Source organism: Paenibacillus sp. FSL W8-0919 (assembly GCF_038003785.1).
Lineage (GTDB): Bacteria > Bacillota > Bacilli > Paenibacillales > Paenibacillaceae > Paenibacillus_AQ > Paenibacillus_AQ lactis.
This window is the reverse complement of the sequence record NZ_JBBOPV010000001.1, coordinates 5566659-5593435: the sequence shown is the minus strand read 5'-3', so window position 1 is coordinate 5593435 and position 26777 is coordinate 5566659. Positions and strand designations below refer to the sequence as shown.

Sequence of the window (26777 nt, the reverse complement as noted above, 5' to 3'; positions counted from 1 at the left end):
GATGATGGGAAAATGGCTGAAGCGGCTTGAACAGTGGCTTGGCGGCGGCGCCGGCGGAGCCAAAAAAATGCAGACCTTCCGCTGGCTGATTATACTCGGTCTCATCGGCGTCGCAATCATGCTGTTCAACTCCTTCGTCAATGTAAAGAAGCTGGATCATGAAAATATCGGCCGCGAGCCGCCGGAATCCGCGGCCGTATCGACCGGACAGGGCAGCGAGCCCGCCGGCGGAAGCAGCGAGTTTGAGAGCATCGAGCAGGATTTCGAGATGCGGACGCGGACGATGCTGGAGCAAATCGTTGGGGTTGGTGCCGTGGATGTGATGGTCACCGTGGAATCCACGGAGGAGCTTGTCGTTCAGAAGGACATCAAGGACACCCAGGAGCTGACCGAGGAGACCGATGCCAACGGCGGCAGGCGCCATGTCACGAGCTATCAGCGCGACGGGCAGATCGTGACTTATGATTCATCCGGTAAAGAGACGCCGATCGTCACTAAGCGGATTAAACCGCAGGTTCGGGGCGTGCTCGTCGTAGCCAAGGGAGCAGAGAACGAGATCGTCAAGAACTTGATCGTGGATGCCATCCAGCGGGGGCTGAATGTACCGTCCCACCGCATATCGGTTGTCCCGCGAAAGCAGTAGCAGTGTTTTACCGCCCGAATGAGCAACTCATACGAGGCTCAAAACCAAGGCTTTTTATTCCAAAGGAGGATACGTTCAAATGAATAACAAAAGACAAACCATATGGTTGGTTTCGATGCTGAGTTTAATGGTGATCCTGTCAGCGTACTATCTGTTCACGGATGAATCCAGCACGAAAGCGCCGCCTGTCGCCGAAAGCACGCAGGTTGACGGCCAGAAGCCTGCAGCCGGCCAAGGCGCAAACGGCACAAGCGACGAGCTGGTTGTTAACGAAGTGATCGAGGAAGGAACCGACGGAGATTCCGGCGCGAACGAGCAGAATGCCGAGAGCACGGACACTGGAGCACAGACCGGCAGCGAAGATCCGGCTAAAGCGGCACAGGGAGATCAAGGCAAAGAAGGAGAGCCTAGCAAAGAAGGAGAGCAAGGCAAGCAAGGAGAGCAGGAGCAAGCCGGAACCAAGGACAGCGCGGAAGAGCCTAAGGTAACGGAGACCAAAGAGGGTGAACAGGCGCCTGCGGAAACAAGCAGCACGCAAGGGGGCAAAACCGAGCAGGAGGTGCTGGAGGAAGTAGCGGCCCAAGCCTCCTCGGCGCGAGCTCAGCTGGATGCCTATAAGCTGGACCGGGAACAGAAGAACATGAAATTATATGACGATTTGATTTCGAAGATCGACAACCATGAGAGCAAGCCGGAGGAGACGGCACAGGCTTCCGAGCAATTGAAAGAAGCGGAGGAAAAAGAGGAGATCATTCTCAACATCGAGGCGCAGCTGCAGCAGCAATTCGGCAATGCCGTCGTTAAAGAAGAGAGCGAGAAATACAATGTCGTCGTGCTCAGCGACAAGCTTGACGCCAAAGGCGCCGCCGATATCGTCGGTCTCGTCATGAAAGAGCTGAAAGTAACGCAGGATAAGGTTACGGTTCAATATGTTGCCCCGTAAAAGCATCCGCTGTTTTTCAACATAAATCACCTTTATACGATAAACATTGCGGAGTCCGGGATTTCCCTGGACTCTTTCTATTTCGCTCGATTGTGATATAATACTCTAAGCTATCGACTGACTGTCCGAATCAGGGCTTCTACAGAAAGTGAAGGAGTGAACGACTGATCATGTTTAAATTAAACGAGATTAAAGAGCTTATTAAGCTGGTGGATGAAACATCCGTACATGAATTGGAAATTGAAAATGAAGGCACGCGTTTGTCCATTAAGAAGCCGAACCCTGCCGAAGCCGTTATTCAGCAAGTAGCGCCGCAAGCCTACATTCCTGCGCCTCAAGCCATGGCACCGCAAGCTGTACAGCAGCAGGCCACGGTCAACCAGGCTCCTGCCGCGGCAGCGCCACAGGAAGCAGCGGAGGTTAACAGCTCATTACATAAGATCGTATCACCGATGGTAGGGACCTTCTATCGCGCCCCTTCCCCTGAAGCGCCTTCTTTCGTCAGCCCCGGGGACAAGGTAACCGAGAAGACAACGGTCTGCATCATTGAGGCGATGAAGCTGATGAACGAGCTGGAGGCCGAGGTTAAAGGGGAGATCGTCGAAGTCCTCGTCGAGAACGGCCAGCTGGTCGAGTTCGGGCAGCCACTGTTCCTGGTGAAGCCGGAGTAGTGCACGCTGTACTCGCCATGAGCGGGAGTCTTATGAGTCCGAAGGAGGTTACTTCATGACATTTCAAAAAGTCTTAATCGCGAACCGCGGCGAAATTGCAGTCCGCATCATCCGCGCATGCCGGGAGCTTGGCATCTCGACGGTTGCGGTATATTCCGAGCCTGATAGGGACTCTCTGCATGTTCGCCTTGCCGATGAAGCTTACTGCATCGGTCCGACGTTATCGAAGGACAGCTATCTGAACTTTACGAATATTATGAGCGTGGCGACATTGACCGAATGCGATGCCATCCATCCGGGATACGGCTTCCTTGCCGAGAATGCCGACTTCGCCGAAATCTGCGAATCCTGCAACATCACCTTTATCGGTCCGTCTGCCGATGCCATTAACCGCATGGGTGACAAGGCGGTTGCCAAGCAGACGATGAAGGATGCCGGCGTACCGGTTATCCCTGGCTCAGACGGGCTGATCGAGGATTTGAACGAAGCGATTATGCTGGCCCGCGATATCGGCTATCCTGTTATTATCAAAGCCACCGCAGGCGGCGGAGGCAAGGGCATCCGGATCGCCGAGGACGAGGAAGCGCTGATTAAGCAGATTACGACGGCCCAGCAGGAAGCGCAGAAAGCCTTCGGCAATGCCGGCGTTTACCTGGAGAAATATTTGACGGGAATGAAGCACGTCGAAATCCAAATTATTGCGGACAAGCACGGGAACGCGGTCCATCTCGGAGAGCGCGATTGTTCCGTTCAGCGCCGGAGACAGAAGCTCGTTGAGGAAGCGCCTTGTCCGGTGATTACGGAAGAAGTACGTACCCGGATGGGAGAAGCCGCCGTGCGCGCAGCCAAGGCGGTCCAATACTCCGGAGCGGGTACGCTGGAGTTCTTGCTCGGTCCGGACGGGCAGTTCTATTTCATGGAAATGAATACGCGGATCCAGGTGGAGCATCCGGTAACCGAGATGGTAACCGGAGTTGACTTGATTCAGGAGATGATCTCGGTTGCTGAAGGGAATCCGCTCAGCTTCACCCAAGAGGATATCGTCATCAACGGATGGTCGATCGAATGCCGGATCAATGCCGAGAATCCTGACAAAGGCTTTATGCCGGCACCGGGTACGATTCAATTCTACCTTCCGCCGGGAGGACCTGGCGTGCGCGTGGACAGCGCGGCTTATCCGGGCTATACCATTTCGCCGTATTACGATTCCATGATCGCGAAGCTGATCGTATGGGCGCCGACTCGAAACGAAGCGATTGCGAAGATGAAGCGCGCGCTTTCCGAATTCGAGATTGAAGGCATTTATTCCACCATTCCGTTCCACCAAAAACTGATGAACCATCCAACCTTTATCAAAGGCGATTTCGATATTAAGTTTTTGGAAGAAAATGAGGTATAAATCGTTTGGCCAAGTTTGTCATAAACTTGGCCGAATGGTATAGTATGAGTAATAAGAGCGCATGCCTTAAGCAGTCCCTCGAGCATCCGCAAACTTATTCCCGAAAGGTGTGTTGAGACTATGGCTGAGACATTGCCAACTACAGAATTTGAACGTACGGATATCGGTGAGATTCAGATTGCGCCGGAAGTCATTGAAGTTATCGCAGGGCTTGCAACGGTGGAAGTCCGCGGGGTTGCAGGAATGAGCGGCGGCTTTGCCGGCGGCATCGCTGAGCTGCTTGGCCGGAAAAATCTGTCCAAAGGCGTCAAGGTAGAAGTCGGACAACGCGAAGCGGCTGTTGATGTATCCGTTATCGTTGAGTACGGACATCGTCTTCCGGAAGTAGCGGGTGAAATCCAGCGCAACGTGAAGCGGTCCATTGAGAATATGACAGGTCTTACCGTCGTTGAGGTCAATGTACATATTCATGATGTTCATTTCATGAAGACAAGCGAGAAGAACGACGATCTGGATCTGGTGCAGCGCGTGAAATAAAATGGATCATTTCATAGCCCCCGGCAGCAATGTCGAGGGTTTAATCTAATTTAAGGAGGCTGTGCGGGTCGTGGCCAAAATCATGGACAGACTTCTGCTGTTTATATACAGCTTGAGTATCGGTGTTATATCTGTAGTTGCCATCCTCCTGTTAAGCGGTGCGGTTCCGTACCATTTGACGTTTGCCCAGGAGCAGCAGCTCGTTCTGGCGGGGATTATCATTGCTGCCGTATTGTTTCTCCTCAGCATCCGGTTCTTTTACATTTCGGTACGTCGCGACCGTTCCACGCTCAATTCGATCGATCAGCGCACGGAGTTTGGAGACATTCAGATTTCGGTGGAAACGATTGAAAATCTGTGCCTGAAGGCAGCTTCCAAGGTGCGAGGCGTGAAGGATCTGAAGTCCCGAATCAAGGTGTCCCAATCAGGGCTTGAGATTGCGATCCGTGCCGTGGTGGACGGCGAGGAATCCATTCCTGCGCTGACGACCGAGGTGCAGAAGCAGGTGCATGATTTCGTTGAAGAGACGACGGGAATTCCAGTCTCGTCCGTATCCGTATATATCGCTAACGTGGTTCAGGCGCCTAGCTTTAAGAGCCGCGTGGAATAGAGGTGAATTTCCCAAATGCCTTGGAAAGAAATATGGGAGAGTCACAGAGGGCGGATCTTCGGTGTCGCCGGCGGTCTTGTGTGCGGACTGATTTATCTATTATCCGGTTTTTGGGATATGCTGTTCTTTGCATTAGTGGTATTTATCGGCTATACGTTTGGCAAACGCAAGGATTTGAACCAAGGCTCCATCTTCCACTTTCAGGAATGGGGGCGCTGGTTGTCCGAGCGTTGGCGGCCGTTTAAATGAACCCTGTGATATGCTTCTTTCGGCAAAAAAGCTAAAGGACAGGTTAATGATGCCTTTTTTGCAGAAAGCAGCGGTTCACAGGTTTTTTTATTGTGAGGATTTTGGTGAAGATCTAAAGTACAAGCAGCAATATATAAAGAGTTTAACGGTTTAGCTCGTCTATATATTGCTTTCATAAGCTGCTGAAAATCGAGTTTTGCAAAAGACTGGTCAAAACTTTATGGAAAATTGATAATACTAATCAGAAAAATGGATTCAGGCAGGGTCCACAGGAGGAACAAAATGAAAAGACGTGTAGCTAGGGAGATCGCCGTTCAAAGCCTGTATCAGATGGAAATGAACGAAGTCGACAGCCTGGAGGCTGTATCGATGCTGCTCTCGGAGGCGGCCGAAGAGAATGAGACGGAGCGAGTGATCGGCGACGAGGTTCAGATGAAGGAGTATGTGCTGCAGCTGGTCAACGGGACATGGAATTCCAGGGAAACGATTGACCAGCTGCTCGCTCATTACTTAAAAGGCTGGCAGGTTAGCCGCCTTTCCCGCGTGGATCGCCAGATTCTCCGTCTGGCTGTGTACGAGCTCGGATACCGCGATGACGTGCCCGGTAAGGTGGCCGTCAATGAAGCGATCGAGCTATCGAAGCATTTCGGTACCGAGGAATCGGGTAAATTCGTAAACGGCGTATTGGGCCGGATTATCCAGGAGCTGGATCAAGTCAAAGCGAAGTTGCAACAATCATAATTCTACGCCCAGGATGGCAGGCGGATCATTCAATCATAGTGAGGAGAGATTAGGATGACAGCAGCAACGATCATTAATGGTAAACAGATATCCGAAGAAATTCGCGAAGGGATCGCGCTGGAGGTGCAGCAGCTGTCGAAACAGGGCGTGCGCCCGGGCTTGGCGGTTGTGCTGGTGGGTGACGATCCGGCTTCCCATGTTTATGTCCGAAATAAGGAAAAGGCGTGCCACGATCTCGGCTTTTATTCCGAGGTGCACCGGCTTCCTGCCGATTCCAGCCAGGAAGAGGTGCTAGCTCTGGTGGACAAGCTGAATAAGCAGTCGTCCATTCACGGGATTCTTGTTCAGCTTCCGCTCCCCGGTCATATTCAAGAGAAGGCGGTAATTGATGCGATTGCCGTTGAAAAAGATGTGGACGGGTTCCATCCGGTCAATGTGGGCAACCTGGTCATCGGGGACGACAGTCTGCTGCCATGTACCCCGGCGGGCGTCATTGAGCTGATCAAACGGACAGGCGTCGAAATTTCGGGCAAGCATGCCGTCGTTATCGGCAGATCCAATATTGTGGGCAAGCCGGTATCGCTGCTGCTGCAGCGGGAAAACGCCACCGTGACGATGTGCCATTCGAGAACGAGCAACATGCCGGAAATCGCGAAGCAGGCCGATATTTTGGTCGTTGCCATCGGCCGGGCGAATATGATTGACGCCAGCTATGTCAAGCCGGGCGCCGTCATTATCGACGTCGGCATGAACCGTCTGGAGAACGGCAAGCTGGCGGGAGACGTTGATTTTGCGAGCGTGAAGGAGATCTCGGGTCCGATTACGCCAGTTCCCGGAGGCGTCGGTCCGATGACCATCACGATGCTGATGAAGAATACGCTGCTGGCCGCCAAACGGCTGAGCGGAATTGAATAATATGAAATCCGTGGATCCGGGACGCGTCCTGTCCGTTAAGGATTTGAACCGATATATTCGAATGAAAATGGAAGGCGACTCCAGGCTGTCCGACGTCTGGATTCGCGGGGAGATTTCGAATTTTACGCATCATTCCAGCGGACATATGTATTTTACGTTGAAGGATGAAGGCAGCCGAATCCGGGCGATCATGTTTGCGAGCCATAATCAGCGCTTGCCGTTTATCCCGAGAGAAGGCTCGAGGGTGATAGCCAGAGGCAATGTCTCCGTCTATGAGCGGGACGGTCAATATCAGTTCTATGCCATTCAGATGCAGCCGGACGGAATCGGCAGCCTGTATCTCGCTTACGAGCAGCTCAAGTCAAAGCTGGAGGAAGAGGGCTTGTTTTCGCAGGAGCTTAAACGCCCGCTTCCGAGCTATCCCAAGACGATCGGTGTGATAACCTCACCGACCGGGGCAGCTGTTCGCGATATTATAACAACGATTCAGAGACGGTATCCGCAGGCGACTGTACAGCTGTACCCGGTCCTGGTTCAGGGAAAGTCGGCAGCACCCTCCATTGTTAAGGGAATCCGTGCGATGAACGAGCTTGGCGAAGCGGATGTGCTCATTGTCGGCCGGGGCGGAGGCTCGCTGGAGGAGCTATGGGCATTCAACGAGGAGATCGTCGCCAGAGCGATCCATCAATCGAATATTCCGGTGATCTCGGCTGTCGGCCATGAGACGGATTTTACGATCGCCGATTTTGTAGCCGATGTGCGTGCAGCGACGCCGACAGCGGCTGCGGAGCTTGCAGTTCCGAGCCGCGCGGAGCTGAAGGGACAGATTGTGCAGCGCCAGCGGCAGCTGAATCAAGGGCTTCAGCAGCGGCTTCAGCGAAGCCGGGAGCGCCTTGCGAGACTTCAGCGCTCGCCGGTGCTGAACCATCCTCGCCGCTACATGCTGCAGCATGCCGAGCGCTTGGACATGCTCTCCTACCGATTGCAAGGAACGCTCAAATCGCAGCTGTCGCTCTACCGTCAGCGCCAGCGGTCGCTGCATCAGGGATTGATCAGATCCAATCCGCGCGCCCAGGTCGAGCAGGCATCGCTGCGGAAGGAGCAGGCGAAACGCCGCCTGATGCTTGCCATGCAATCGATCCGCAAAGCCAAGCTGTCCCAGCTGCAGACGGAGATCCGCCATCTGGATGCGCTTAGTCCGCTTAAGATCATGTCCCGAGGGTACAGCCTGGTTTATGATGAGCAGGAACAGAAGCTGATCAAATCAGTGGAAGATGTGCAGCTCGGCGATTTGGTTCAAGTGAGGGTCAATGATGGCCGGCTGCAGTGTCAAGTGTGGGGAATAAAGGAGGATGAAGAACGTGTCTAGTGAGGCAAAAGACTTGATGGAGATCAGCTTTGAAGAGGCGATGGCACAGCTGGAGCAGATCGTCGAGCAGCTGGAGGACGGGGACGTCCCTTTGGAGAAGGCGATCGACTTGTTCCAGCAAGGGATGAAGCTGTCTCAAATGTGCAGTCAAAAGCTGGAGCAGGTTGAACAGAAAATCGAGATGATTGTCGAAGAAGGCGGGGAGCTCAAGCGCAAGCCCTTCGGCGGCGCACTTGATGAGACAGGTGAATTGAGTGAATAATAGACTTCCTTTTCAGCAATATATGAATGACATCTGTGACAGGCTGGACAGCGAGCTTACGGCCCTTTTTCCGGAGGGATGGAAAGTTCCTGAAACCCTTCATCGATCGATGACGTATTCCTTAATGGCAGGCGGAAAGCGTCTGCGTCCGCTGCTGGTCATCGCGGCTTGCGAAGCAGCCGGCGGAAGCAGAGAAGCGGCTCTGCCGGTGGCGTGCGCCGTTGAGATGGTGCATACATATTCGCTCATCCATGACGATTTGCCTGCGATGGACGATGATGATTTCCGGCGGGGGAAGCCTACGAATCATAAAGTGTTCGGTGAAGCAGCGGCGATTCTGGCGGGCGATGCGCTGCTGACGCATGCTTTTTACAGCATTGTGCAGTCCTCGCGCAAGCACGGGATTCCTGCCGATCGGGTGCTGTCGATTGTGGAGGACCTTGCGGAATATGCCGGGCCCCGGGGAATGGTTGGCGGCCAAGTGGCCGATATGGAAGGAGAGCAGGGATTAACCAGCCTTGAGCAGCTGGAGTATATTCATCTGCATAAGACAAGCGATCTGATCATGTTCTCCCTCATGGCTGGAGGACGGGTAGCAGGCTGTTCAGAAGCCCAGATCGATTCGCTTCGCTCCTTCGGCAAGCATATCGGGCTGGCCTTCCAAATCCAGGACGATATCCTCGACTTGATCGGCGATGAGGCCAAGCTTGGCAAGCCGACGCAAAGTGATGTGAAGCAGGAGAAGGTGACCTATCCGTTTTTTATCGGCTTGGAAGCCTCCAAGCGGGAGGTTGAGCGTCTGACCGCCGAAGCGAAGAGCGCCATTTCCGAAGGGAATTTTCCGGACCCGTCCAGACTGCATGAAATTGCAGACTTTCTCTTGGCTCGGGACCACTAGAGCGGGGTTACTTGCACACCGATTATTTGTGATATAATGTCTTTAAATGGCTGATGATAGCGCAGCCTTTCATGGTTTATGAATTGCTAACTTTACTTTATCAAGGAAAGCGGGGAGATTCTTCGTGCTGCTTCCAAATATCAAACATCCCAACCAACTGAAAAAACTGTCGGTGGACGAACTTGAGGACCTGGCGGTGCAAATCCGTCAGTTTCTGATTGAAAAGCTGTCCGTGACCGGCGGTCATCTTGCACCGAATCTGGGAGTGGTTGAACTCACGCTGGCCTTGCACTATTGCTTTGACAGCCCTCGTGACAAGATGATTTTTGACGTGGGCCATCAAGCCTATGTCCATAAGATATTGACGGGACGGATGGATAAATTCGACACCTTGCGTAAATACAAGGGCTTGTGCGGTTTTGTGAAACGTGCGGAAAGCGAGCATGACGTCTGGGAAGCCGGCCACAGCAGCACTTCCCTCTCGGCAGCGATGGGCATGGCGATGGCGCGGGATTTGAAAGGCGACAACAACCGGGTAATCGCGCTCATCGGCGATGGCGCCCTTACGGGCGGGATGGCGTTTGAGGCCCTGAATCATATCGGCCATGAGCGGAAGAAGCTGATGGTCATCCTGAACGATAATGAAATGTCGATTGCTCCGAACGTCGGGGCGATGCATAACTATTTGAGCAAAATCCGCTCGGACCGCTATTATTTGCGGGCGAAGGACGAGGTCGAGATGCTGCTCAAGAAAATTCCGGCGATCGGCGGCAAGCTGGCGAAGACCGCGGAGAAAATGAAGGACAGCCTCAAATATATGATGGTTCCCGGCGTTTTGTTCGAGGAGCTTGGATTTACGTATTTGGGACCTGTGGACGGTCATGATTTAAGCAAGCTGATCGATACGCTGCAGCAGGCCGACAATGTCGACGGGCCGGTGCTGATTCATGCGGTAACCACCAAGGGCAAAGGCTACCGTCCTGCCGAATCGGATTCCCATAAGTGGCACGGCATCACGCCGTACAAGATCGAATCCGGCCAAGTGCTGAAAGCGGTAGGCAATCCGATGTATACGGAAGTGTTCGGACAAACGCTCGTTGAGCTCGGCGAACAGGATGAGCGCATCGTTGCGGTCACGCCGGCAATGCCGGGCGGCTCGGGCTTGATTCCGTTCGGCAAGAAGTTCCCGGACCGGATGATCGATGTCGGCATTGCCGAGCAGCATGCGGCGACGCTTTGTGCCGCACTGGCCATGGAAGGCTTGAAGCCGGTATTTGCGGTATATTCCACCTTCATGCAGCGGGCATACGACCAGATCGTCCACGATATCTGCCGCCACAATGCCAACGTGATGTTCGCCATCGACCGTGCGGGCTTTGTCGGCGCTGACGGCGAGACCCATCAAGGGGTGTACGATGTGGCCTTTATGCGCCATATTCCGAACATCGTCATCATGATGCCGAAGGACGAGAATGAGCTTCGCCATATGATGAAGACGGCGCTTGACTATAACGACGGGCCGATCGCCTATCGCTATCCGCGGAACAATGTCCGCGGCGTTCCGTTGGATCCGGAGCTCAAGCCGATCCCGATCGGTACATGGGAAACAGTCCGCCGCGGCGAGGGCTACGCGATTTTGGCGGCCGGTCCAATGGTGCAGCTGGCCGAAGAAGCGGCCGATCTGCTTAAGCGGGAGGGCATTTCCGTTGAGGTTGTGAATGCGCGTTTCTTGAAGCCGCTTGACGGCGATATGCTGAAGAAGCTGGCGGCGTCCGGAACGAGCATGATCGTTCTGGAGGAGGTTTCGCAGGCCGGCAGCCTTGGCAGCAGCGTGCTGGAGTACTTTGCCGAGCAAGGTATTCATGACGCGGTTGTCTCGTTAATGGGGATTGAGGACAGGTTCATTGAGCACGGCAGCATCCAAGAGCAGCGGGAAGAGGTCGGATTGACGCTGGAGGCGGTATGCAACGAAATCCGCAGTCTCAAAACTGCTCGTACGGCTACGCTCGGGAAGAGAAGTTTTACGTCTTAGAAACCATCAGGAGTGTTTTATGGAATCATCTCACAAGGAACGTGTTGATGTCCTGCTTGTGGAGCAGGGATATTATGATAGCAGGGAGAAAGCCAAGTCTGCCATTATGGCGGGTCTGGTCTATGCCGGAACCGAGCGAATCGAGAAAGCCGGCATGAAAATCCCGCGTACGACGGAGCTGAAAGTAAAGGGCTCTGTGCATCCTTATGTAAGCCGGGGAGGTCTTAAGCTTGAGAAGGCGATCTCTCATTTCGGTCTCGATATGAAGGGCAGAACGATGCTGGATATCGGCTCATCCACCGGCGGTTTTACCGATTGTGCGCTTCAGCATGGAGCCAGCTACGTCTATGCGATCGATGTCGGATACAATCAGCTCGATTGGTCGCTCCGGAACGATGAACGTGTATGCGTCATGGAGCGGACGAATTTCCGCTACATGACACCCGAGGATCTGAAAGGCCCCCGGCCGGATATCGCCAGCATCGATGTATCTTTTATTTCGCTGCGTATCATTTTGCCGACGCTCAAGACGCTTCTGGACAGACCCGGAGATGTGGCAGCTTTAATCAAGCCGCAATTCGAGGCAGGACGGGAGAAGGTCGGTAAATCCGGTGTTGTCCGAGACCCCAAAGTACACAAGGAAGTTTTAACGCAGGTGCTTCATTTTGCTGAAGATATCGGATTCAGGCTGAACAATCTGACCTTCTCGCCCATCACGGGCGGCGAAGGCAATATTGAATTCCTGGCCCACTGGCGGCTTGAGCCGGAGGACGCGGCTGAAACGGAAGAACCGGTTCAGCACATGGATCATGCCGAGCTGGATCAATGGATCGACAGCATTGTTAAGCAAGCAGCTCATACATTCACGGGAAACTCATCGAAATGATGGGTTTCTTTTGCTGAAAAAGAGGAATTTATGTTCCCATCCGCGAATATCAAAATTCGAGGTGAGAGGATGAATGAGCGTTATGATGGATTGTTGATGGTGCTGCTTGGCATCGTGATCGTGCTCTTGATCGGCTACAGGGTCAACCGCTGGCTGATGTCACCGCAGCCCGACCTGCTCCCGGGAATCCCGATCAATGACCGCATTCCGGATCACCCAGTCATTGGGTTGCTTGAACAGGAAGGATATGAGGTTGTCGGGGGTAAAGTAAAGGTAAATCTGTCGTTTGACACGGGACACAAGCCGATTCGCAGCAGACTATTCATTGATTACGTCGCATCCGGCAGCAACGGGGAGCTGTATATGGTTAAACTGGCACGTGAACGGATGCCGGTGGACTGGACAGGGGCGGGTATCCGGGATCGGCTGATGCCTTACCTGCTGCTGTACCCGGAGTGTGCCGGGCTCCTGTATGTAGATATGAACGAGCAGGAAGTGCACCGACTCACCATGGATTGGTCCGATGAGGAATGGAATGGAAATGACGAATACAACACCTAAATTTCGGGAGGCTCTTACGAATATGAAGGGACAACGCCATATTAAAATCAGGGATATCATTACCCACCAGGACATCGAAACGCAGGACGAGCTGGTTGATGCTCTCCGTGCCGAGGGTTTTCAGGTGACGCAGGCTACGATATCCAGAGATATTAAGGAATTGCTGCTGATCAAGGTACCGACCGATGACGGAAGGTATAAATATTCGATGCCTACGGATCAGCGTTATAATCCGGTGCAGAAGCTGAAGCGGGCGCTGGTGGATAATTTCGTATATATTGACCGGGCCGGCAATCTGGTTGTGATGAAATGCTTGCCGGGCACCGCAAACTCGGTAGCCGTGCTCCTTGACAATATGGAGTGGAGCCAGATCATGGGCACGATATGCGGGGATGACACCATTTTGCTGATTTGCCGCACGGAGGAGGACGGAGAACACGTTGTATCTCAGATCAAAAGCTATATCTCTTAAGATTGGTTTTCGCGAGGCATACATCCGATTTACGGGTTTAGGGGGTTAAAGGGATGTTAAATACGTTATCCATTCGGAATTTGGCTGTTGTTGAGAGCGTGGACGTACAATTCTACCCGGGCTTTCATGTTCTTACAGGGGAGACAGGCGCGGGAAAATCCATCATCATCGATGCGCTTGGGCTGATTGCCGGCGGGCGCGGATCGGCGGATCTGATCCGGTACGGCTGCGATAAGGCGGAGATTGAGGCGCTGTTTGATCTTCCCCCGGCACATCCCGTGTGGCAAACACTAACGCATTTAGGCATTGAGGCGGATACCGAGGAGCATTTGCTGATCCGCAGAGAGCTGACATCGCAAGGAAAAAGCACCTCCCGCATTAACGGTCAGCTTGTGAACTTGAGTATGCTCCGTGAGGTAGGGGAGAAGCTCATCAACATTCACGGCCAGCATGAGCATCAGAGCCTGCTGCGTTCGGAACAGCACATGAGCCTGCTCGATACGTACGGGGAGAAGATCATCGGCCCGGCCAAGCGTAAATACCAGGAGCTGTATTCGGAATTCAGCAAGGTGGAGCAGGAGCTCAAGGAACTGCAAGAGACGAGCCAAAAGGCATATCAGATGCTCGACATGTATCGGTTCCAGCTGGAGGAAATTGCGGCGGCCCAGCTAAAGCCGGGAGAGGACGAGGAGCTGTCCGAGGAGCGTGTCAAGCTGTCCCACAGCGAGAAGATGATGGACTCCGTCGCAGGCGCCTACGAGCTGCTGTACGGGTCATCAGGCTTGGAGGCGGTCAGCCGGGCGCTCAGTCGGCTAGAAGATGTCTCGGCCTATGACGAGAAAGGGCTGAAGCCGCTCGTGGAGCAGCTGCAATCCGCTTATTATCAGCTGGAGGATGCCGTGTTCCAGCTGCGGGATTACCGGGACGGCATTGAATTTAATCCGGAGCGGCTGAATGAAATCGAGCTTCGTTTAGATATGATCTCCGGTTTGCGGCGGAAATATGGGGATAATGTGGAGCAAATTCTGGAATACTACGGGAGAATTCAGCAGGAAACCGACATGCTGGAGAACAAGGACGAATTTATCCAGGGATTGGAGAAACGGCGGGACGAGCTGCTCGCTGTGGCTCTGGAAGCTGCCAAGAAGTTGAGCGATGCGCGTAAGCGGTGTGCGCGGGATTTGGCGACCCAAGTGGAGCGTGAGTTGAAGGATCTTCAAATGGAACGAACCCGGTTTGAGGTTCGTCTGGAGCTTCAGGATGCGCCGGATGGTTACGAATATGAAGGACAACGAATCCGATTGACGAAACAAGGGATCGATACGGCGGAGTTTCTTATATCGGCGAATCCGGGAGAACCGCTGCGCCCGCTCGCTAAAATTGCGTCCGGCGGCGAAATGTCCAGGATCATGCTCGCCATGAAGAGCATCTTCGCCCGGCATGACCAAATTCCGGTCCTGATCTTTGACGAGGTGGATACCGGCGTTAGCGGCAGGGCCGCTCAATCGATCGCGGAGAAGCTGTTCCTGCTCGCCAAGACATGCCAGGTATTCTCCATCACGCACTTGCCGCAAGTGGCATGCATGGCCGATCATCAGTACTTGATCGAGAAGAAGGTCGTATCTTCAAGAACGATGACCCAGGTGCAGAATTTAAGCGAAGAGGGGCGGATCAAGGAGCTCGCACGGATGCTCGGCGGAGTCGAAATTACCGAAAAGACACTTCATCATGCCCAGGAAATGCTCAATCTGGCGGCGGCGCAAAAGGCTTCCAGAACGGCTTCGGGTCAATGATTGACAGTTATAAAAGCCAGGGGGCAGGGTAACTTAAAGGTACGCAATTGGCGACCACCTTTTCGTCAAGCGAAAGAAGAAAAAGGGAGCGTGACAGCCATTGAAGCCCAACCTCAGGAGAAAACTGCTCGGTTTCGTTCTTGCTTTCCTTCTTTGTTACCTTGGAACTGCTGAGCCTGTCCAATCTTTTGCGTCATTGCCTGATGAGCTTAGGTTGATTGCCGGCCGGCAGGCCCGTCTGGACGTGGCGATGCCCGTCCAAGCCCTCGCTTCAGTCGATCGTCCCGATGTGGTGCAGTTAAACGGCTCCCGGGCGTCGAAGCTCCAAGTATCATTAAAGCAGCCGCTCCAGCTATATCCCCAGCAAAGCGGCACAGCAGAAGTTACCCTGAAATTATTCGGTAAAATTCCTTTGAAGACAGTCCATGTGAATGTGATGCCGGAGCTGAAGGTGTTCCCTGGCGGACAGACAATCGGCGTTAAGGTTAAATCCTCCGGCATCCTGGTGGTCGGACATCATCTCGTTCGCGCTTCGAACGGGGCAAAGGTATCTCCCGGCGAAGCTGCAGGTCTCAAGCTTGGAGATCTGCTCACCGCCATGGATGGCAAACCGCTGACCGATGTAACGAAGGTGGCCGAGATCGTGGAGAAGGCGGGGAGAGCCAAACGACCGCTTGATATCACGTTCAAACGCAGCGGCAAGGTCATGAAGACAAAGCTGAGTCCTGCTTTCGACGAGGACGATAAAACCTGGCGTCTAGGGCTTTATATCCGCGATTCTGCTGCAGGGGTGGGCACCTTAACCTTTTATGCCCCCCACCAGAAGGTGTATGGCGCGCTCGGCCACGTCATTACCGACATGAATACCCAGACACCCATTGAAGTGGGGAGCGGGCAAATCGTGCAATCCAATGTCACATCCATTTCAAGAAGCGAAGAAGGGGAACCAGGCGAGAAACGGGCGACCTTTTCCAAAGACGGCAAGGTGCTTGGTAATGTTGAGCGCAACACCCATTTCGGCATTTTCGGCAAAATGAAGGATCTGCCGGAGCATGGTCTGTACACGGAGCCGATTCCAATCGCCATGTCCCACGAGGTGAAGGAAGGGCCGGCTGAAATACTGACCGTGGTCGAAGGCCAGGAGGTCGAGCGTTTCACCGTTGAGATCGTTCATGTCTCCAAACAGGATGCACCCGCAACCAAAGGGCTTGTACTCCGGATCACGGATCCTAGGCTTCTCAAAAAGACCGGCGGAATCGTGCAAGGCATGAGCGGCAGTCCAATCGTTCAAGACGGCAAGTTGATCGGGGCGGTCACCCATGTGTTTGTGAATGATCCGAAATCCGGCTACGGCTGCTTTATCGAGTGGATGCTTCAGGACTCCGGCGTACTACCCTCTGCAGAATCAAAACCAACACAAAATCTTAAGGCAGGTTAATGCCTTGAGATTTTTTGTCGTAATACGACGAAATACATATTAATTTGAAATAAAATATTTAATTATAAATCAACTTCAAAAAAAAATAAAGAAAAAATAATTTTCGACAGAAGGAATTTAAATCCGTCTGTCGAAAACCATATACACAAGAAAAATAACCAAAAAATCCTAAGTGATCGGATAAAGGAGGAGCACGAATTGCAAAAGATTGAAGTATTATTGGCAGACGACAACCGTGAATTTACGAATTTGCTCGGCGAATACATTTCGGATCAACCCGATATGGTGGTTTCCGGAATCGCTTATAACGGGGAAGAAGTACTGAGCATGATCGAGGAAACGGGAAAAGTACCGGATGTGCTGATCCTTGATATTATTATGCCGCATTTGGACGGTCTCGGCGTACTTGAGCGTCTAAGTGATATGAATCTGTCCCCGCAGCCGAAAGTGATCATGCTGACCGCATTCGGTCAGGAGAACATCACCCAGCGGGCTGTCCAATTGGGAGCTTCCTATTATATTTTGAAGCCGTTCGATATGGAGGTGCTGGCTAGCCGGATCCGCCAGCTGGTCGGTTCCCCAAGCAATCTGTCGTCCAGCACGCCGTTTACGAACGTCAAATCCAATGTCGTACCAATGGGCAAGGGCAAAAATCTGGATGCGAATATTACCTCGATCATTCATGAAATCGGCGTGCCTGCGCATATTAAGGGATATCAATACCTGCGCGAGGCCATTACGATGGTGTACAACAATATTGAAATTCTCGGCGCGATCACGAAGACGCTGTATCCGGCCATCGCCGAGAAATTCAAGACAACGCCATCCCGCGTGGAGCGTGCGATTCGTCATGCCATCGAGGTTGCATGGACGCGCGGCAACATCGACAGCATCTCGCATCTGTTCGGCTACACGATCAACATCAGCAAATCCAAGCCGACCAACAGCGAATTCATCGCGATGGTTGCAGATAAGCTGAGAATCGAGCATAAGGTCTCTTGAAATGATGGTGTAACGCGGAAATCTGACGGGGATTAGAACCGGTGTCCGTTAGTCCTTTATCGGACATGACTTCGTATGTCTCGATAACCGATATGCGGTTTCGTTCGAACTCCTGAGCTTTCCGTATTCACCTCGAGCAATTGCCATTATCGATCGGATGTATTTAAGCTGAAATACGAAACGAACTTTGCAAACCTTCCTTACCATCCAATGAGAAGCTCATAACCGGGTCCCTTTCTATGTGCTAGGGACATCGTGTTGTGGGCTTTTCTTATGGCATCGAGAGTACAGCTTTGAAACAAAAAAGGGGTCCTTCCTTTGGTCCGCAGACCTTCAGGAAGAACCTCTTTTCATCGTTTCCCGGGCAATAATTACAGATAGTAGAGCTTAAACTCGATATCCTGGTCATGATTGCCGAATTTTTTGCCAAAGATCGTAGCCCCGCCGACATGCTCGGCATCCTCTTTAACCTCGATCCGAAAGGTCCAACGGTCACAGGTCGTATCCAGGTCCTGAACGGAGATCGCGGACAGCGGGTCACCGTCAATATAAGTGCCGTGCGATGTAATCCGTATGGTCTTCAGGAGCCCATACTGGTTAATATTGTGCGGCCACCAGTCCGGCGTAAACTTCCCTCTCGTATCCGCAAAGTCACCTGGACTCGTCCAGGTGCCGAGCTCGATGCCATTTAGCGAAAACGTAATGTCCGAAGGCCAGACGTCATTGGAAAATGGAAATTCAGAGGAGATTTCCAAACTGATCTCGAACTGCTGCAGCTTCTCGTCCTTCTTGAGGAAGTTCGGGATGTTGTATTGAACGAACCCCTCGGTGAACCATAGAATTTCCGCGTCCACGCGCTTCGGATCCATAAAATATTTCGGTTCGTCGACTCTTCCGATAAATTCCTTATCGGTTGCCAGACCGCAGGTCGGCTTAAGATCATAGTCCGTGTAGTGCCCGATCGGCACCGAGGTCTCGTAAGAGGCGAAGGAATGAAAGATTTTTTTGGGAAAATTGATTTCGATATGATCGACCTTCAAAATCGATATTTTCTGCTGACCCGATTTTCCGGGCACCTTCTCGGTCTTGATGATTCCGGCATCCTCCAGCTTCTTGATATGCTTGGTGACAATCGCGCTGCTGAGCTGAAGCTCGTGGGCAAGGTCCTTGATGTTCATTTTATTTTTGGAGAGAAGCTGGATAATCCGAATTCGAACCTCGCTCGCCAGCGCTTCATAGACGACAAGAGAGGATTTGTCTATTTCCAACTGCATCGATCCCACTTCTTTCAATTGGATTTCATTTCCTGACTTCCTTAACTAATATGAATGATACCACAACTATGGTTAACCTGTACATAAATCAACCAAAATAATCAATCAAAATAATGATGGTTTAATTAACTAAAACATTAATCAAATAGAAAATAATATAATTAAATTTATAGAAATGTTATTGACACCGTTTTCAAGGTGCATGTATACTGGACAACAGTTAATCGTTTCCATAGCGTTTGAATGAAAGGGTTAACGAAATGAATTGTAACAGGAGGAGAACGTGTTGAAGAAAAAGATGGGGGTTTCATTAATACTTGTATTGTTGGCCGTATCCGTATTATCCGGTTGCGGCAGCGGGGACAAAAATACGATAACCTTCTGGACGCCTCTCACAGGGGACGACGGCGCGTACATGGATCAACTGGTGAAGGACTACAATGCCACAAATCCGGAGTATAAGGTTAAGCACGTCATCACATCAGACATGTATACGAAGATCTCTACGGTTCTCAACTCCGGCAAGGGTGTTCCCGACCTGGCCATCATCCATGCGGATCGTGTTCCCGGCTTTGTCAAGCAAGGGGTCCTTGAGCCAATGACCGGTGTTATGCAAGCGCAACCAGAGCTGAAGGAAGAGAATTATTTGCCGCAGGCTTGGAACACAGGCAATATCGACGGCACCCAGTACACGGTTCCCCTGGATATTCACAGCAATGCGATGTACTACAACAAGGATTTGCTTAAGAAGTACAATGTGGAAAGCTTCCTGGACGATGATGTCGTAACGATTGAAGAAATGCTGTCGCTCCAAGGTAAGCTGGACGAAGGGGATTATGTCGTTAACGATGCCTTGTTAGGCTGGGTGGTGCTGGCACAGATCCAGAACCTCGGCGGCGACATTCAGCAGGACGGCAAGCCGGCCGTAAATACGGAAGTGATGAAGCAGGCGTTCCAAGAGATTAAAAAGATTGCCGATGCCGGTCTGATGACACCGTTCGGCGAGGACGGCTACTTGATGTTCCAATCCGGCAATGTGCTGTTCTCGACAGACGGAACCTGGAGCTCGACCGCTCACGCAGCCGTAGAGAACCTGAATTTCGGCGTGACAAACATCTACTCCGCAAATGCGGACAAGTTCACGAACCGCGCTTCCTCGCATCTGTTCGCGATGCTGAATAACGACAAACGGACAGATGAGAAGGAAGCAGGAATCGGTCAGTTCCTGGAGTTTATTCGCCAGAACTCGATGGAGTGGGCAAAGGCAGGACAGATCGTCGCAAGTAAGCAGGTCATTGAAAATCCGGAATACAACAAATACATCCAGTCCTTCTTTACAGCGAGCGATAAACAAATTGAGTCCTTGTACATTTATACTTACGAATACTACCCTTACGTAGCTGAAGCCGTTGATACGTACGCCGCAGATATCGTGCGCGGAAACGTTGATATCGATGAAACTCTCCAAACGATGCAAAAGTTCGTCGAGGATAAAATCGCTGAGGGCAGTAAGGCAGCGGAATAGGCCGTGCGCATGAACCGATAGCAAAAAAGCAATGTGCCATCCGATCATGGCGCATTGCTTTTCCCAAAGGAGAAATGAAAGGGTATGAAAAAGAAGTCGCTGACACCTTATTTCTTTGTAGGTCCACATTTGATTCTGTTTGGCGTATTTATTTTTTTGCCGACCATCTACGGTATTTATGCATCATTCACACAGTGGAACCTCATCAATGATCCGGTCTGGGTCGGACTGGCCAACTACAAAACGATTTTGTTTGATACGGAGTCTACGTTTTACACGCAGTTTTTTAACGGGATCAAGAACACGTTGATTTTCGTTGTCTTAAGCGTTCCGATTCTAATTGTCATTCCGCTCTTGATCGCGGTGGCGCTGGAGCATAAAAAGGTGAAAATGAAAGGGCTTATGCAGTCCATTCTGTATATCCCCGGCTTGATCTCGATTTCAGCCGCAGCGCTGATCTGGTCTTTGATCTTTAACAAGCAGCTCGGCATTACGAACAATCTATTCGGTTCCGAAACGGTATGGGCGGCCAATCAGCCTTACGCCTGGCTTATTATCATCGTAATCACGGTATGGGGTGGAGTTGGGGGCAATATGATCATCTACCGTGCTTCGATCAGCGGCGTGTCCAAAGATCTGTACGAGTCGGCCGAAATGGACGGAGCCGGGCCGATCCGGAGATTCTCAAGCATTACCCTGCCGTCGATCCGTTTCCCGCTGATTTATACCTTCGTGATGACAACGGCCGGGGCGTTCAACGTATTCGGGCAGCCGTTAATGATGACCGACGGCGGGCCAAGACAAAGCACCACCGTGTTGATGATGTACATCCGTCAGCTTGCCTTCGGCCATGGGGAATCCATTGCCGGTATGGCATCCGCCATGGCGGTCCTGCTCGGACTGGTCATTCTCGTCATCTCGGCATTCCAGTATTACGTGATGAATCGGAATGCTTCATAGCCGCTTTGCAAACTGCGGCCGGCTAATCTAACGCCAAACGTTAAAAGGTAGGTGTACTGTACATGTCGAACCCGGTGTTGAAGGATGCGGAGACGGCTCCAAGGGCGGCTAACCGCAAAGGCGTCCGGTCATCCTCATCCAGCTTGAATATATCGAAATATTTAGCCTATTTGTTTCTTATCGTTCTATGCGTCATATGGGTCATTCCCGTAATTTTCGGCATAACGACATCCTTTCGTTCCCAAACGGAGGTCGTAACCACCGGCTTTCGGCTGCTGCCGGAGAACTGGATCTTCGATAACTATGTTGCGATCCTGGAAAATACGTCAACCGCGCCGATCCTCCGCTGGCTGATGAATTCGGTCTTTATTGCGACGCTGCACACACTGCTGGTCATTGTCGTGATTTCAATTACGGGCTACGGATACTCCCGTATGAACTTTAAGGGAAGAGACACGCTGTTCTTCACGCTGCTTGGCATTTCCTTCTTTCCAGGCGTCGTTAACCTCATCCCGTCCTATAAAATCATTGACGCCTTAGGCTGGGTGAATACGTCCTGGGCGATGATTATTCCCGGTCTTGCGGGAATGGGGAATATCTTTCTCGTCCGCCAGTTTATGAAAGGCATTCCGAAGGATCTCGACGAATCCGCCAGGGTTGACGGTGCCGGTGATTTCCGGATCTATTATTCCGTTATATTGCCGCTCATCAAACCGGTGCTGATCGTGTGCGGGCTGTTTTCCTTTACCGGATCCTGGAATGATTTCCTCTGGCCGGTCATCGTATATACCGATGTCGAGAAAATGCCGGTTACTGCGGGGCTGCTGCTGCTTCAGGATATTTACGGAAATTATCGCATGATCGGGCAATTGATGGGGTCGGCCATTCTGGCCATCATTCCGACTTTGCTGTTATTTCTTTTTGCCCAGAAGTATTTTGTGCAGTCGATTAATCTGAATGCCGGGATTAAAGGCTAAGGAAACAGACCTTTTGGGTCCCAGCCAATAAATATAAAAAATCATTATACTTGGATAGGAGTTATCATCATGTCAGAATTGAAATTGAACAATCCCCTCATCGAGCAGAGGGCGGACCCTTGGATTTATAAGCATACCGACGGTTATTATTATTTCACGGCTTCGGTTCCCGAGTACGACCGGATTGAGCTGCGGCGTTCCCGTACCATCTCTGGATTGGCGGAGACGGAGGGAACAACGATCTGGGTGAAGCACGAAACCGGATGGATGAGCGCCAACATCTGGGCACCGGAAATTCATTACATCGACGGCAAATGGTATGTGTATTATGCCGCTGCGCATACATCCGAAACTAGAGACGGATTATTCGATCATCGCATGTTTGTGCTCGAGAATGAAGCTGCGAATCCCCTTGAAGGCGAGTGGGTCGAGAAAGGGCAGGTTGTGACGAAATGGGAGTCTTTTGCCTTGGACGCCACAACGTTCGAGCATCGCGGTACACGGTACTATGTGTGGGCTCAGAAGGATCCCGGCATTCCCGGGAACTCCAATCTGTATATCTCGGAAATGGAGAATCCATGGACACTCAAGGGAGAGCAGGTCCTTATCTCCAGGCCGGAATATGATTGGGAGAAGCAGGGATATCTGGTCAATGAGGGCGCGGCGATCTTGAAGCGGAACGGCCGGATATTCATGACGTATTCAGCAAGTGCAACTGACCATAATTATTGTATGGGGTTGTTAACAGCGGATGAGAGCAGTGATTTGCTGAATCCGACTTCATGGGTGAAGTCGCCGGAGCCGGTATTTGCTACCTCGGAGGCCAACGGACTGTATGGACCCGGGCATAACAGCTTCACCGTATCGGAAGACGGCAAGCAGGATATTCTCGTCTATCATGCGCGAAGCTACAAAGAGATCGAAGGCGATCCGCTGTACGACCCGAACCGCCATACCCGGGTACAGCTGATCCGGTGGAACGAGGACGGTACGCCGAACTTCGGCGTGCCGCGGCCGGATACGAAGCTTGTCAACGCCGACTGATTCGATTGCATGAACAATAAGAGCTGCCAGACATCCGTTGCTACGTACAATGGAATGCTGGCAGCTTTTTGGTTTTAATGGGCATTAACGAGAGGATAAGGGCAGGATTATCCTGGACGATGGACGTTGGACGAAACTTGTCGAAACATAGCTAAAAAAGGGATAGCAGCCCTAAACCGGCAGCTCGGACGGATAGCTTAGAAGGAATATCGCCCCGTAATGGAGAACAAAGGTACAGTGCGAATTTTCGGTTCATTAAATCGTGTGGGAGGAATATGCAATGGCTAATATATTGGTCTTGGGCGGAACCCGTTTTTTTGGCAAACGACTGGTCCAGCGCCTGATCGATAACGGGGACGAGGTCACCATTCTTACGCGGGGCAACCATCAGGACCCGTTCGGCCGGCATGTGCGGCGGATTGCGGCGGATCGGAAAGATCCCGGCGCGCTGAAGCGGGCTGCCGGTGAAGCGGATTGGGATATCGTGTATGATAATATATGTTATACGCCGGAGGAAGCCGGGCAAGCAGCCGATATATTTGCAGATCGAACGGGCCATTACGTGCTCACGTCGACGCTGTCGGTTTATGATTTTGCTGATCATTCGCTCCGCGAGGAGGATTTCGATCCATACCGGTATCCGATTATTATGAACGACCAGCAGGACTACAGCTATAAGGAAGGAAAGCGGCAAGCTGAAGCGGTGCTGTTCGGGAGGCATAATCTGAACGTTACGGCGGTGCGGCTCCCGATCGTGCTTGGCCCTGACGACTATACCAAGCGGCTGCTGTTCCATGTCGAGCATGCGGCTGCCGGCGAGCCGATCGGATTGCCGGCGCCTGATGCGGAAATATCGTTCATTCATGCGGAGGAGGCTGCCGAGTTCCTCCAATGGGCAGGGACAACCCGGTTCGAAGGGCCGATTAATGCCTGCTCTGACGGAACGATAACGATTCGTGAGATTATGGGAATGATCGAGAAAGAGATCGGCAGATCGGCGCCGCTTATCCCGTCTGCGTCCCCTGAGCATATGTCTCCGTTCGGAATTCCGGACAATTGGACGATGGACAACACGAAGGCGTCTGAAGCCGGCTTCCGGTTTTGGAATTTAAGGGATTGGATGCCCCGGTTAATATCCGAGCTATCAACCGATGTGAGGTTAAAGTAGCTTATAAGCGCAGGTGAGGCTATCCAGAAAGGAAGAAACAGCATGAATGACAAAATCGAAGCTTTCAAGGCGCGAATCCAGCAGTTGACGGCTGACGGAAAATGCTCCCCCGAGGCTGCTGAGCTGATCGACGAAATGTACGCGGAGCTTGAGACGGCCTACAAGCAGAACCTGAACCTGAGGAAGACGGCGCTTAAGGCCGTATCGAAGCAGGAGAGAATGTCCAGCAAATTGAAGGATGCGCTAATGGAGTAGTTAGGTTCTGATTCTGTAATATGAACGTCAGTCCAAAAGGAATGAAGACTTCGATTCTCAAATGTTCATAATCGAAGTTGAACTAGCTAAAGGGGATGCCCGAAAGATCTGATAGATCTCAAGGACATCCCCTTTTCTCAGTGGACCATGCCTTCCGTCAGCTTCCGGATGAGGTTCCCGGCTTCGGTGCGGAACGCTTCTTCTTAAACCGGGGGCCGACATAATTCCGCTTACGGTCACGAAACAGAATCCAGCCGCCAAGAAAGCCGATGCCGATTACAAAAAGCGCAAGACCGCCAAGGAATGGAAGCCAGCCGAAGGAGGGATTGGTCACGCGATCATCTCCATGGACGGCGATATATAGGAACACCGCATCTTTCATCATTAAGAAGCCTTTCATCGCCATAAAGCCGGGAACGACCAATATAAGAATGGCGATAAACCGGGAAATAATCATTTTCATAAGGAGATTCCTTCCTGAGACTGATGTAAAGTTCTATCGTTTATCATACCTTTTTCCATAGGAGATGTCTATTTGGTTTAGGTGTCTTTCGATTTTGTGTTCAGCTAAAAAGAGAGTACAATGAGAGAGAAACTGGACTTATGTTGGAGGTGCCGATTGTGGCAATTACATGTGATGTAGCGATACTTGGCGGGGGGACCGGAGGATATGTTGCAGCCATCCGGGCGGCCCAGCTTGGAAAAAATGTGGTCATCATTGAACAGGACAAGCTCGGAGGAACCTGCCTGCATCGCGGATGTATTCCGAGTAAAGCCTTGCTTCGGAGCGCCGAGCTATTTGCAGAGATGAAGGATAGCGAGCGTTACGGCATCGAGTCAGACGGCGTCCGTTTATCGTTTGGCAAAGTGCAGCAGAGGAAAGAAGGCATCGTTCATAAACTGTATCAAGGCGTTCAATATTTGATGCGGAAAAATAAAATTACCGTGGTCCAAGGAAAAGGGAGAGTCATCGGGCCTTCCATCTTCTCGCCGCGGAGCGGGGCGGTAGCTGTGGAGCTTCCGGACGGCGAGATGGAGACGGTCGTTCCAACCCATCTGATTATTGCCACCGGTTCCAGACCACGTCATCTGCCCGGGCTTGAGCCGGACGGCGTACATATCCTGACCAGCGACCATGCACTCCAGATGGAGGAGCTCCCTGAATCCATCATCATTGTCGGAGGCGGCGTTATCGGCGTGGAATGGGCCTCGATGCTGAATGATTTCGGCGTGAACGTCACCGTGGTCGAGGCGGCGACGCATCTTGTGCCAGCGGAGGATGAAGAGATCGGACGGGAGCTTAAGAAGCAGCTTGCCGGAAGGGGCGTCAACATCCTGACAGGCGCCAAGCTGCTGATCGAAACCTGCGAGGTTCAAGAAGGACGCGTTACGATTATGCTCGAGCATGACGGCGAGAGCAGGACGCTGACAGCCGACAAGCTTTTGATGTCCGTAGGAAGGGTTGGCAATACCGACCAGATCGGCCTGGAGAATACCGATGTCCGCGTGGAGAACGGAGTCATTGCCGTGAATGCGAACATGCAGACGACCGAACCGCATATTTATGCGATCGGCGACTGCATTGGCGGTCTTCAGCTTGCACATGCCGCCAGCCATGAGGGGATCACGGCCGTGAATCATCTGGCAGGCGAGGCCCATATGACTTATCGCAAAGAGTGGATTCCGCGCTGCATTTATTCCCGTCCTGAGGCGGCCAGCGTTGGCCTTACGGAGAAGGAAGCCCGGGATCGCGGGCATGCGGTCAAGGTCGGCAAGTTTCCATTCTCCGCGATCGGCAAAGCGCTGGTCAACGGGACGCAGGAAGGCTTTGTAAAAGTGATCGCCGATCAGGAGACGCAGGATATTTTGGGCGTGCATATGATCGGTCCGCACGTTACGGAGCTGATCGGGGAAGCGGCACTTGCGCAGGTGCTGGATGCCACGCCTTGGGAAGTAGGAGCAGCGGTTCATGCGCACCCGTCTTTGTCGGAAATCATAGGCGAAGCGATGCTGGCCGTGGACGGAAAATCGATCGGTTTATAGGCCTAAAGGCATTCTTTGTGGAATCCCTCATTTCTTTTTGGTTAAAAAGGGATTATAATAACATTAAGCCAAGTCTTAGTACCAGGTTTTAATACTTGCTCTGATATGCT

The 26777-nt window shown here is 52.1% G+C and carries 28 protein-coding genes; 26 read left to right on the top strand and 2 right to left on the bottom strand.

Annotated features, from left to right (window positions below):
- Positions 1–4: 4 nt before the first annotated feature.
- From spoIIIAG to spo0A, 19 genes are all read left to right on the top strand, one after another.
- Positions 5–643, top strand: coding sequence for a stage III sporulation protein AG (gene spoIIIAG, locus NST44_RS25420; RefSeq protein ID WP_007129719.1), 639 nt, complete (start codon positions 5–7; stop codon positions 641–643).
- Positions 644–722: 79 nt separating this feature from the next.
- Positions 723–1586: a SpoIIIAH-like family protein gene (locus NST44_RS25415; protein ID WP_251536890.1), complete on the top strand. Its 864-nt coding sequence runs from the start codon at positions 723–725 to the stop codon at positions 1584–1586.
- Between the two features lie 170 nt (positions 1587–1756).
- Positions 1757–2257 carry an acetyl-CoA carboxylase biotin carboxyl carrier protein gene (accB, locus tag NST44_RS25410; protein WP_007129721.1) on the top strand — a complete coding sequence of 167 codons (501 nt, stop codon included), beginning with the start codon at positions 1757–1759 and terminating at the stop codon, positions 2255–2257.
- A gap of 55 nt (positions 2258–2312) precedes the next feature.
- The gene (gene accC / locus NST44_RS25405) at positions 2313–3656 is read left to right on the top strand and encodes an acetyl-CoA carboxylase biotin carboxylase subunit (RefSeq protein ID WP_028403687.1); all 1344 of its coding nucleotides are present in this window, start codon (positions 2313–2315) and stop codon (positions 3654–3656) included.
- 120 nt (positions 3657–3776) lie between these two features.
- A complete protein-coding gene (locus tag NST44_RS25400) occupies positions 3777–4193 on the top strand; it encodes an Asp23/Gls24 family envelope stress response protein (RefSeq protein ID WP_007129723.1) in 417 nt (138 codons plus the stop codon).
- Positions 4194–4263: 70 nt separating this feature from the next.
- Complete coding sequence (gene amaP, locus NST44_RS25395; RefSeq protein ID WP_251536888.1) at positions 4264–4803, top strand: alkaline shock response membrane anchor protein AmaP; 540 nt, start codon at positions 4264–4266, stop codon at positions 4801–4803.
- Between the two features lie 15 nt (positions 4804–4818).
- Entirely contained in the window at positions 4819–5052 is a 234-nt protein-coding gene (locus NST44_RS25390) for a DUF2273 domain-containing protein (protein WP_007129725.1), read from the top strand.
- 282 nt (positions 5053–5334) lie between these two features.
- On the top strand, positions 5335–5793 hold the full coding sequence (nusB, locus tag NST44_RS25385; RefSeq protein WP_007129726.1) for a transcription antitermination factor NusB: 459 nt from the start codon (positions 5335–5337) through the stop codon (positions 5791–5793).
- A gap of 54 nt (positions 5794–5847) precedes the next feature.
- Positions 5848–6708 (top strand): bifunctional methylenetetrahydrofolate dehydrogenase/methenyltetrahydrofolate cyclohydrolase FolD, encoded by an 861-nt coding sequence (gene folD, locus NST44_RS25380; protein ID WP_007129727.1) that lies wholly within the window; start codon positions 5848–5850, stop codon positions 6706–6708.
- Position 6709: 1 nt separating this feature from the next.
- Complete coding sequence (gene xseA / locus NST44_RS25375; protein ID WP_007129728.1) at positions 6710–8077, top strand: exodeoxyribonuclease VII large subunit; 1368 nt, start codon at positions 6710–6712, stop codon at positions 8075–8077.
- Positions 8061–8339, top strand: coding sequence for an exodeoxyribonuclease VII small subunit (gene xseB / locus NST44_RS25370; RefSeq protein WP_050954023.1), 279 nt, complete (start codon positions 8061–8063; stop codon positions 8337–8339). Before xseA ends, xseB begins: the two co-directional genes overlap by 17 nt.
- A gap of 22 nt (positions 8340–8361) precedes the next feature.
- Positions 8362–9237: a polyprenyl synthetase family protein gene (locus NST44_RS25365; RefSeq protein ID WP_186311077.1), complete on the top strand. Its 876-nt coding sequence runs from the start codon at positions 8362–8364 to the stop codon at positions 9235–9237.
- A 124-nt stretch (positions 9238–9361) separates the two neighbouring features.
- Entirely contained in the window at positions 9362–11269 is a 1908-nt protein-coding gene (gene dxs / locus NST44_RS25360; RefSeq protein WP_007129731.1) for a 1-deoxy-D-xylulose-5-phosphate synthase, read from the top strand.
- Positions 11270–11288: 19 nt separating this feature from the next.
- Positions 11289–12155, top strand: coding sequence for a TlyA family RNA methyltransferase (locus tag NST44_RS25355; protein WP_007129732.1), 867 nt, complete (start codon positions 11289–11291; stop codon positions 12153–12155).
- Positions 12156–12224: 69 nt separating this feature from the next.
- Positions 12225–12716, top strand: a complete 492-nt coding sequence (locus NST44_RS25350; RefSeq protein WP_007129733.1) for a hypothetical protein — start codon at positions 12225–12227, stop codon at positions 12714–12716.
- 22 nt (positions 12717–12738) lie between these two features.
- Positions 12739–13188 carry a transcriptional regulator AhrC/ArgR gene (gene ahrC / locus NST44_RS25345; protein WP_007129734.1) on the top strand — a complete coding sequence of 150 codons (450 nt, stop codon included), beginning with the start codon at positions 12739–12741 and terminating at the stop codon, positions 13186–13188.
- A 53-nt stretch (positions 13189–13241) separates the two neighbouring features.
- Positions 13242–14981, top strand: coding sequence for a DNA repair protein RecN (recN, locus tag NST44_RS25340; RefSeq protein ID WP_340900949.1), 1740 nt, complete (start codon positions 13242–13244; stop codon positions 14979–14981).
- A gap of 100 nt (positions 14982–15081) precedes the next feature.
- On the top strand, positions 15082–16419 hold the full coding sequence (spoIVB, locus tag NST44_RS25335; RefSeq protein WP_007129736.1) for a SpoIVB peptidase: 1338 nt from the start codon (positions 15082–15084) through the stop codon (positions 16417–16419).
- Between the two features lie 198 nt (positions 16420–16617).
- Positions 16618–17421, top strand: a complete 804-nt coding sequence (gene spo0A / locus NST44_RS25330) for a sporulation transcription factor Spo0A (protein WP_340900948.1) — start codon at positions 16618–16620, stop codon at positions 17419–17421.
- 371 nt (positions 17422–17792) lie between these two features.
- On the opposite strand, the gene NST44_RS25325 is transcribed toward spo0A, so the two are convergent.
- A complete protein-coding gene (locus NST44_RS25325) occupies positions 17793–18695 on the bottom strand; it encodes an ArsR/SmtB family transcription factor (protein WP_028403680.1) in 903 nt (300 codons plus the stop codon).
- Between the two features lie 283 nt (positions 18696–18978).
- On the opposite strand from NST44_RS25325, the gene NST44_RS25320 reads away from it, so the two are divergent.
- The 6 genes from NST44_RS25320 to NST44_RS25295 all read left to right on the top strand — a co-directional run bounded on the left by NST44_RS25320 (position 18979) and on the right by NST44_RS25295 (position 24624).
- Positions 18979–20220, top strand: coding sequence for an extracellular solute-binding protein (locus tag NST44_RS25320; protein ID WP_007129739.1), 1242 nt, complete (start codon positions 18979–18981; stop codon positions 20218–20220).
- Between the two features lie 84 nt (positions 20221–20304).
- The gene (locus tag NST44_RS25315; RefSeq protein WP_340900947.1) at positions 20305–21180 is read left to right on the top strand and encodes a carbohydrate ABC transporter permease; all 876 of its coding nucleotides are present in this window, start codon (positions 20305–20307) and stop codon (positions 21178–21180) included.
- A gap of 62 nt (positions 21181–21242) precedes the next feature.
- On the top strand, positions 21243–22157 hold the full coding sequence (locus NST44_RS25310) for a carbohydrate ABC transporter permease (RefSeq protein WP_007129741.1): 915 nt from the start codon (positions 21243–21245) through the stop codon (positions 22155–22157).
- 69 nt (positions 22158–22226) lie between these two features.
- Entirely contained in the window at positions 22227–23201 is a 975-nt protein-coding gene (locus NST44_RS25305; RefSeq protein ID WP_007129742.1) for a glycoside hydrolase family 43 protein, read from the top strand.
- A 280-nt stretch (positions 23202–23481) separates the two neighbouring features.
- Positions 23482–24369, top strand: coding sequence for an NAD-dependent epimerase/dehydratase family protein (locus tag NST44_RS25300; RefSeq protein ID WP_007129743.1), 888 nt, complete (start codon positions 23482–23484; stop codon positions 24367–24369).
- A 42-nt stretch (positions 24370–24411) separates the two neighbouring features.
- Positions 24412–24624, top strand: coding sequence for a hypothetical protein (locus NST44_RS25295; RefSeq protein WP_007129744.1), 213 nt, complete (start codon positions 24412–24414; stop codon positions 24622–24624).
- 157 nt (positions 24625–24781) lie between these two features.
- On the opposite strand, the gene NST44_RS25290 is transcribed toward NST44_RS25295, so the two are convergent.
- Positions 24782–25087 (bottom strand): DUF2627 domain-containing protein, encoded by a 306-nt coding sequence (locus NST44_RS25290; RefSeq protein ID WP_007129745.1) that lies wholly within the window; start codon positions 25085–25087, stop codon positions 24782–24784.
- 158 nt (positions 25088–25245) lie between these two features.
- Here NST44_RS25290 and lpdA point away from each other — a divergent pair, with 158 nt between their 5' ends.
- The gene (gene lpdA / locus NST44_RS25285; RefSeq protein WP_040738619.1) at positions 25246–26667 is read left to right on the top strand and encodes a dihydrolipoyl dehydrogenase; all 1422 of its coding nucleotides are present in this window, start codon (positions 25246–25248) and stop codon (positions 26665–26667) included.
- Positions 26668–26777 lie beyond the last annotated feature (110 nt).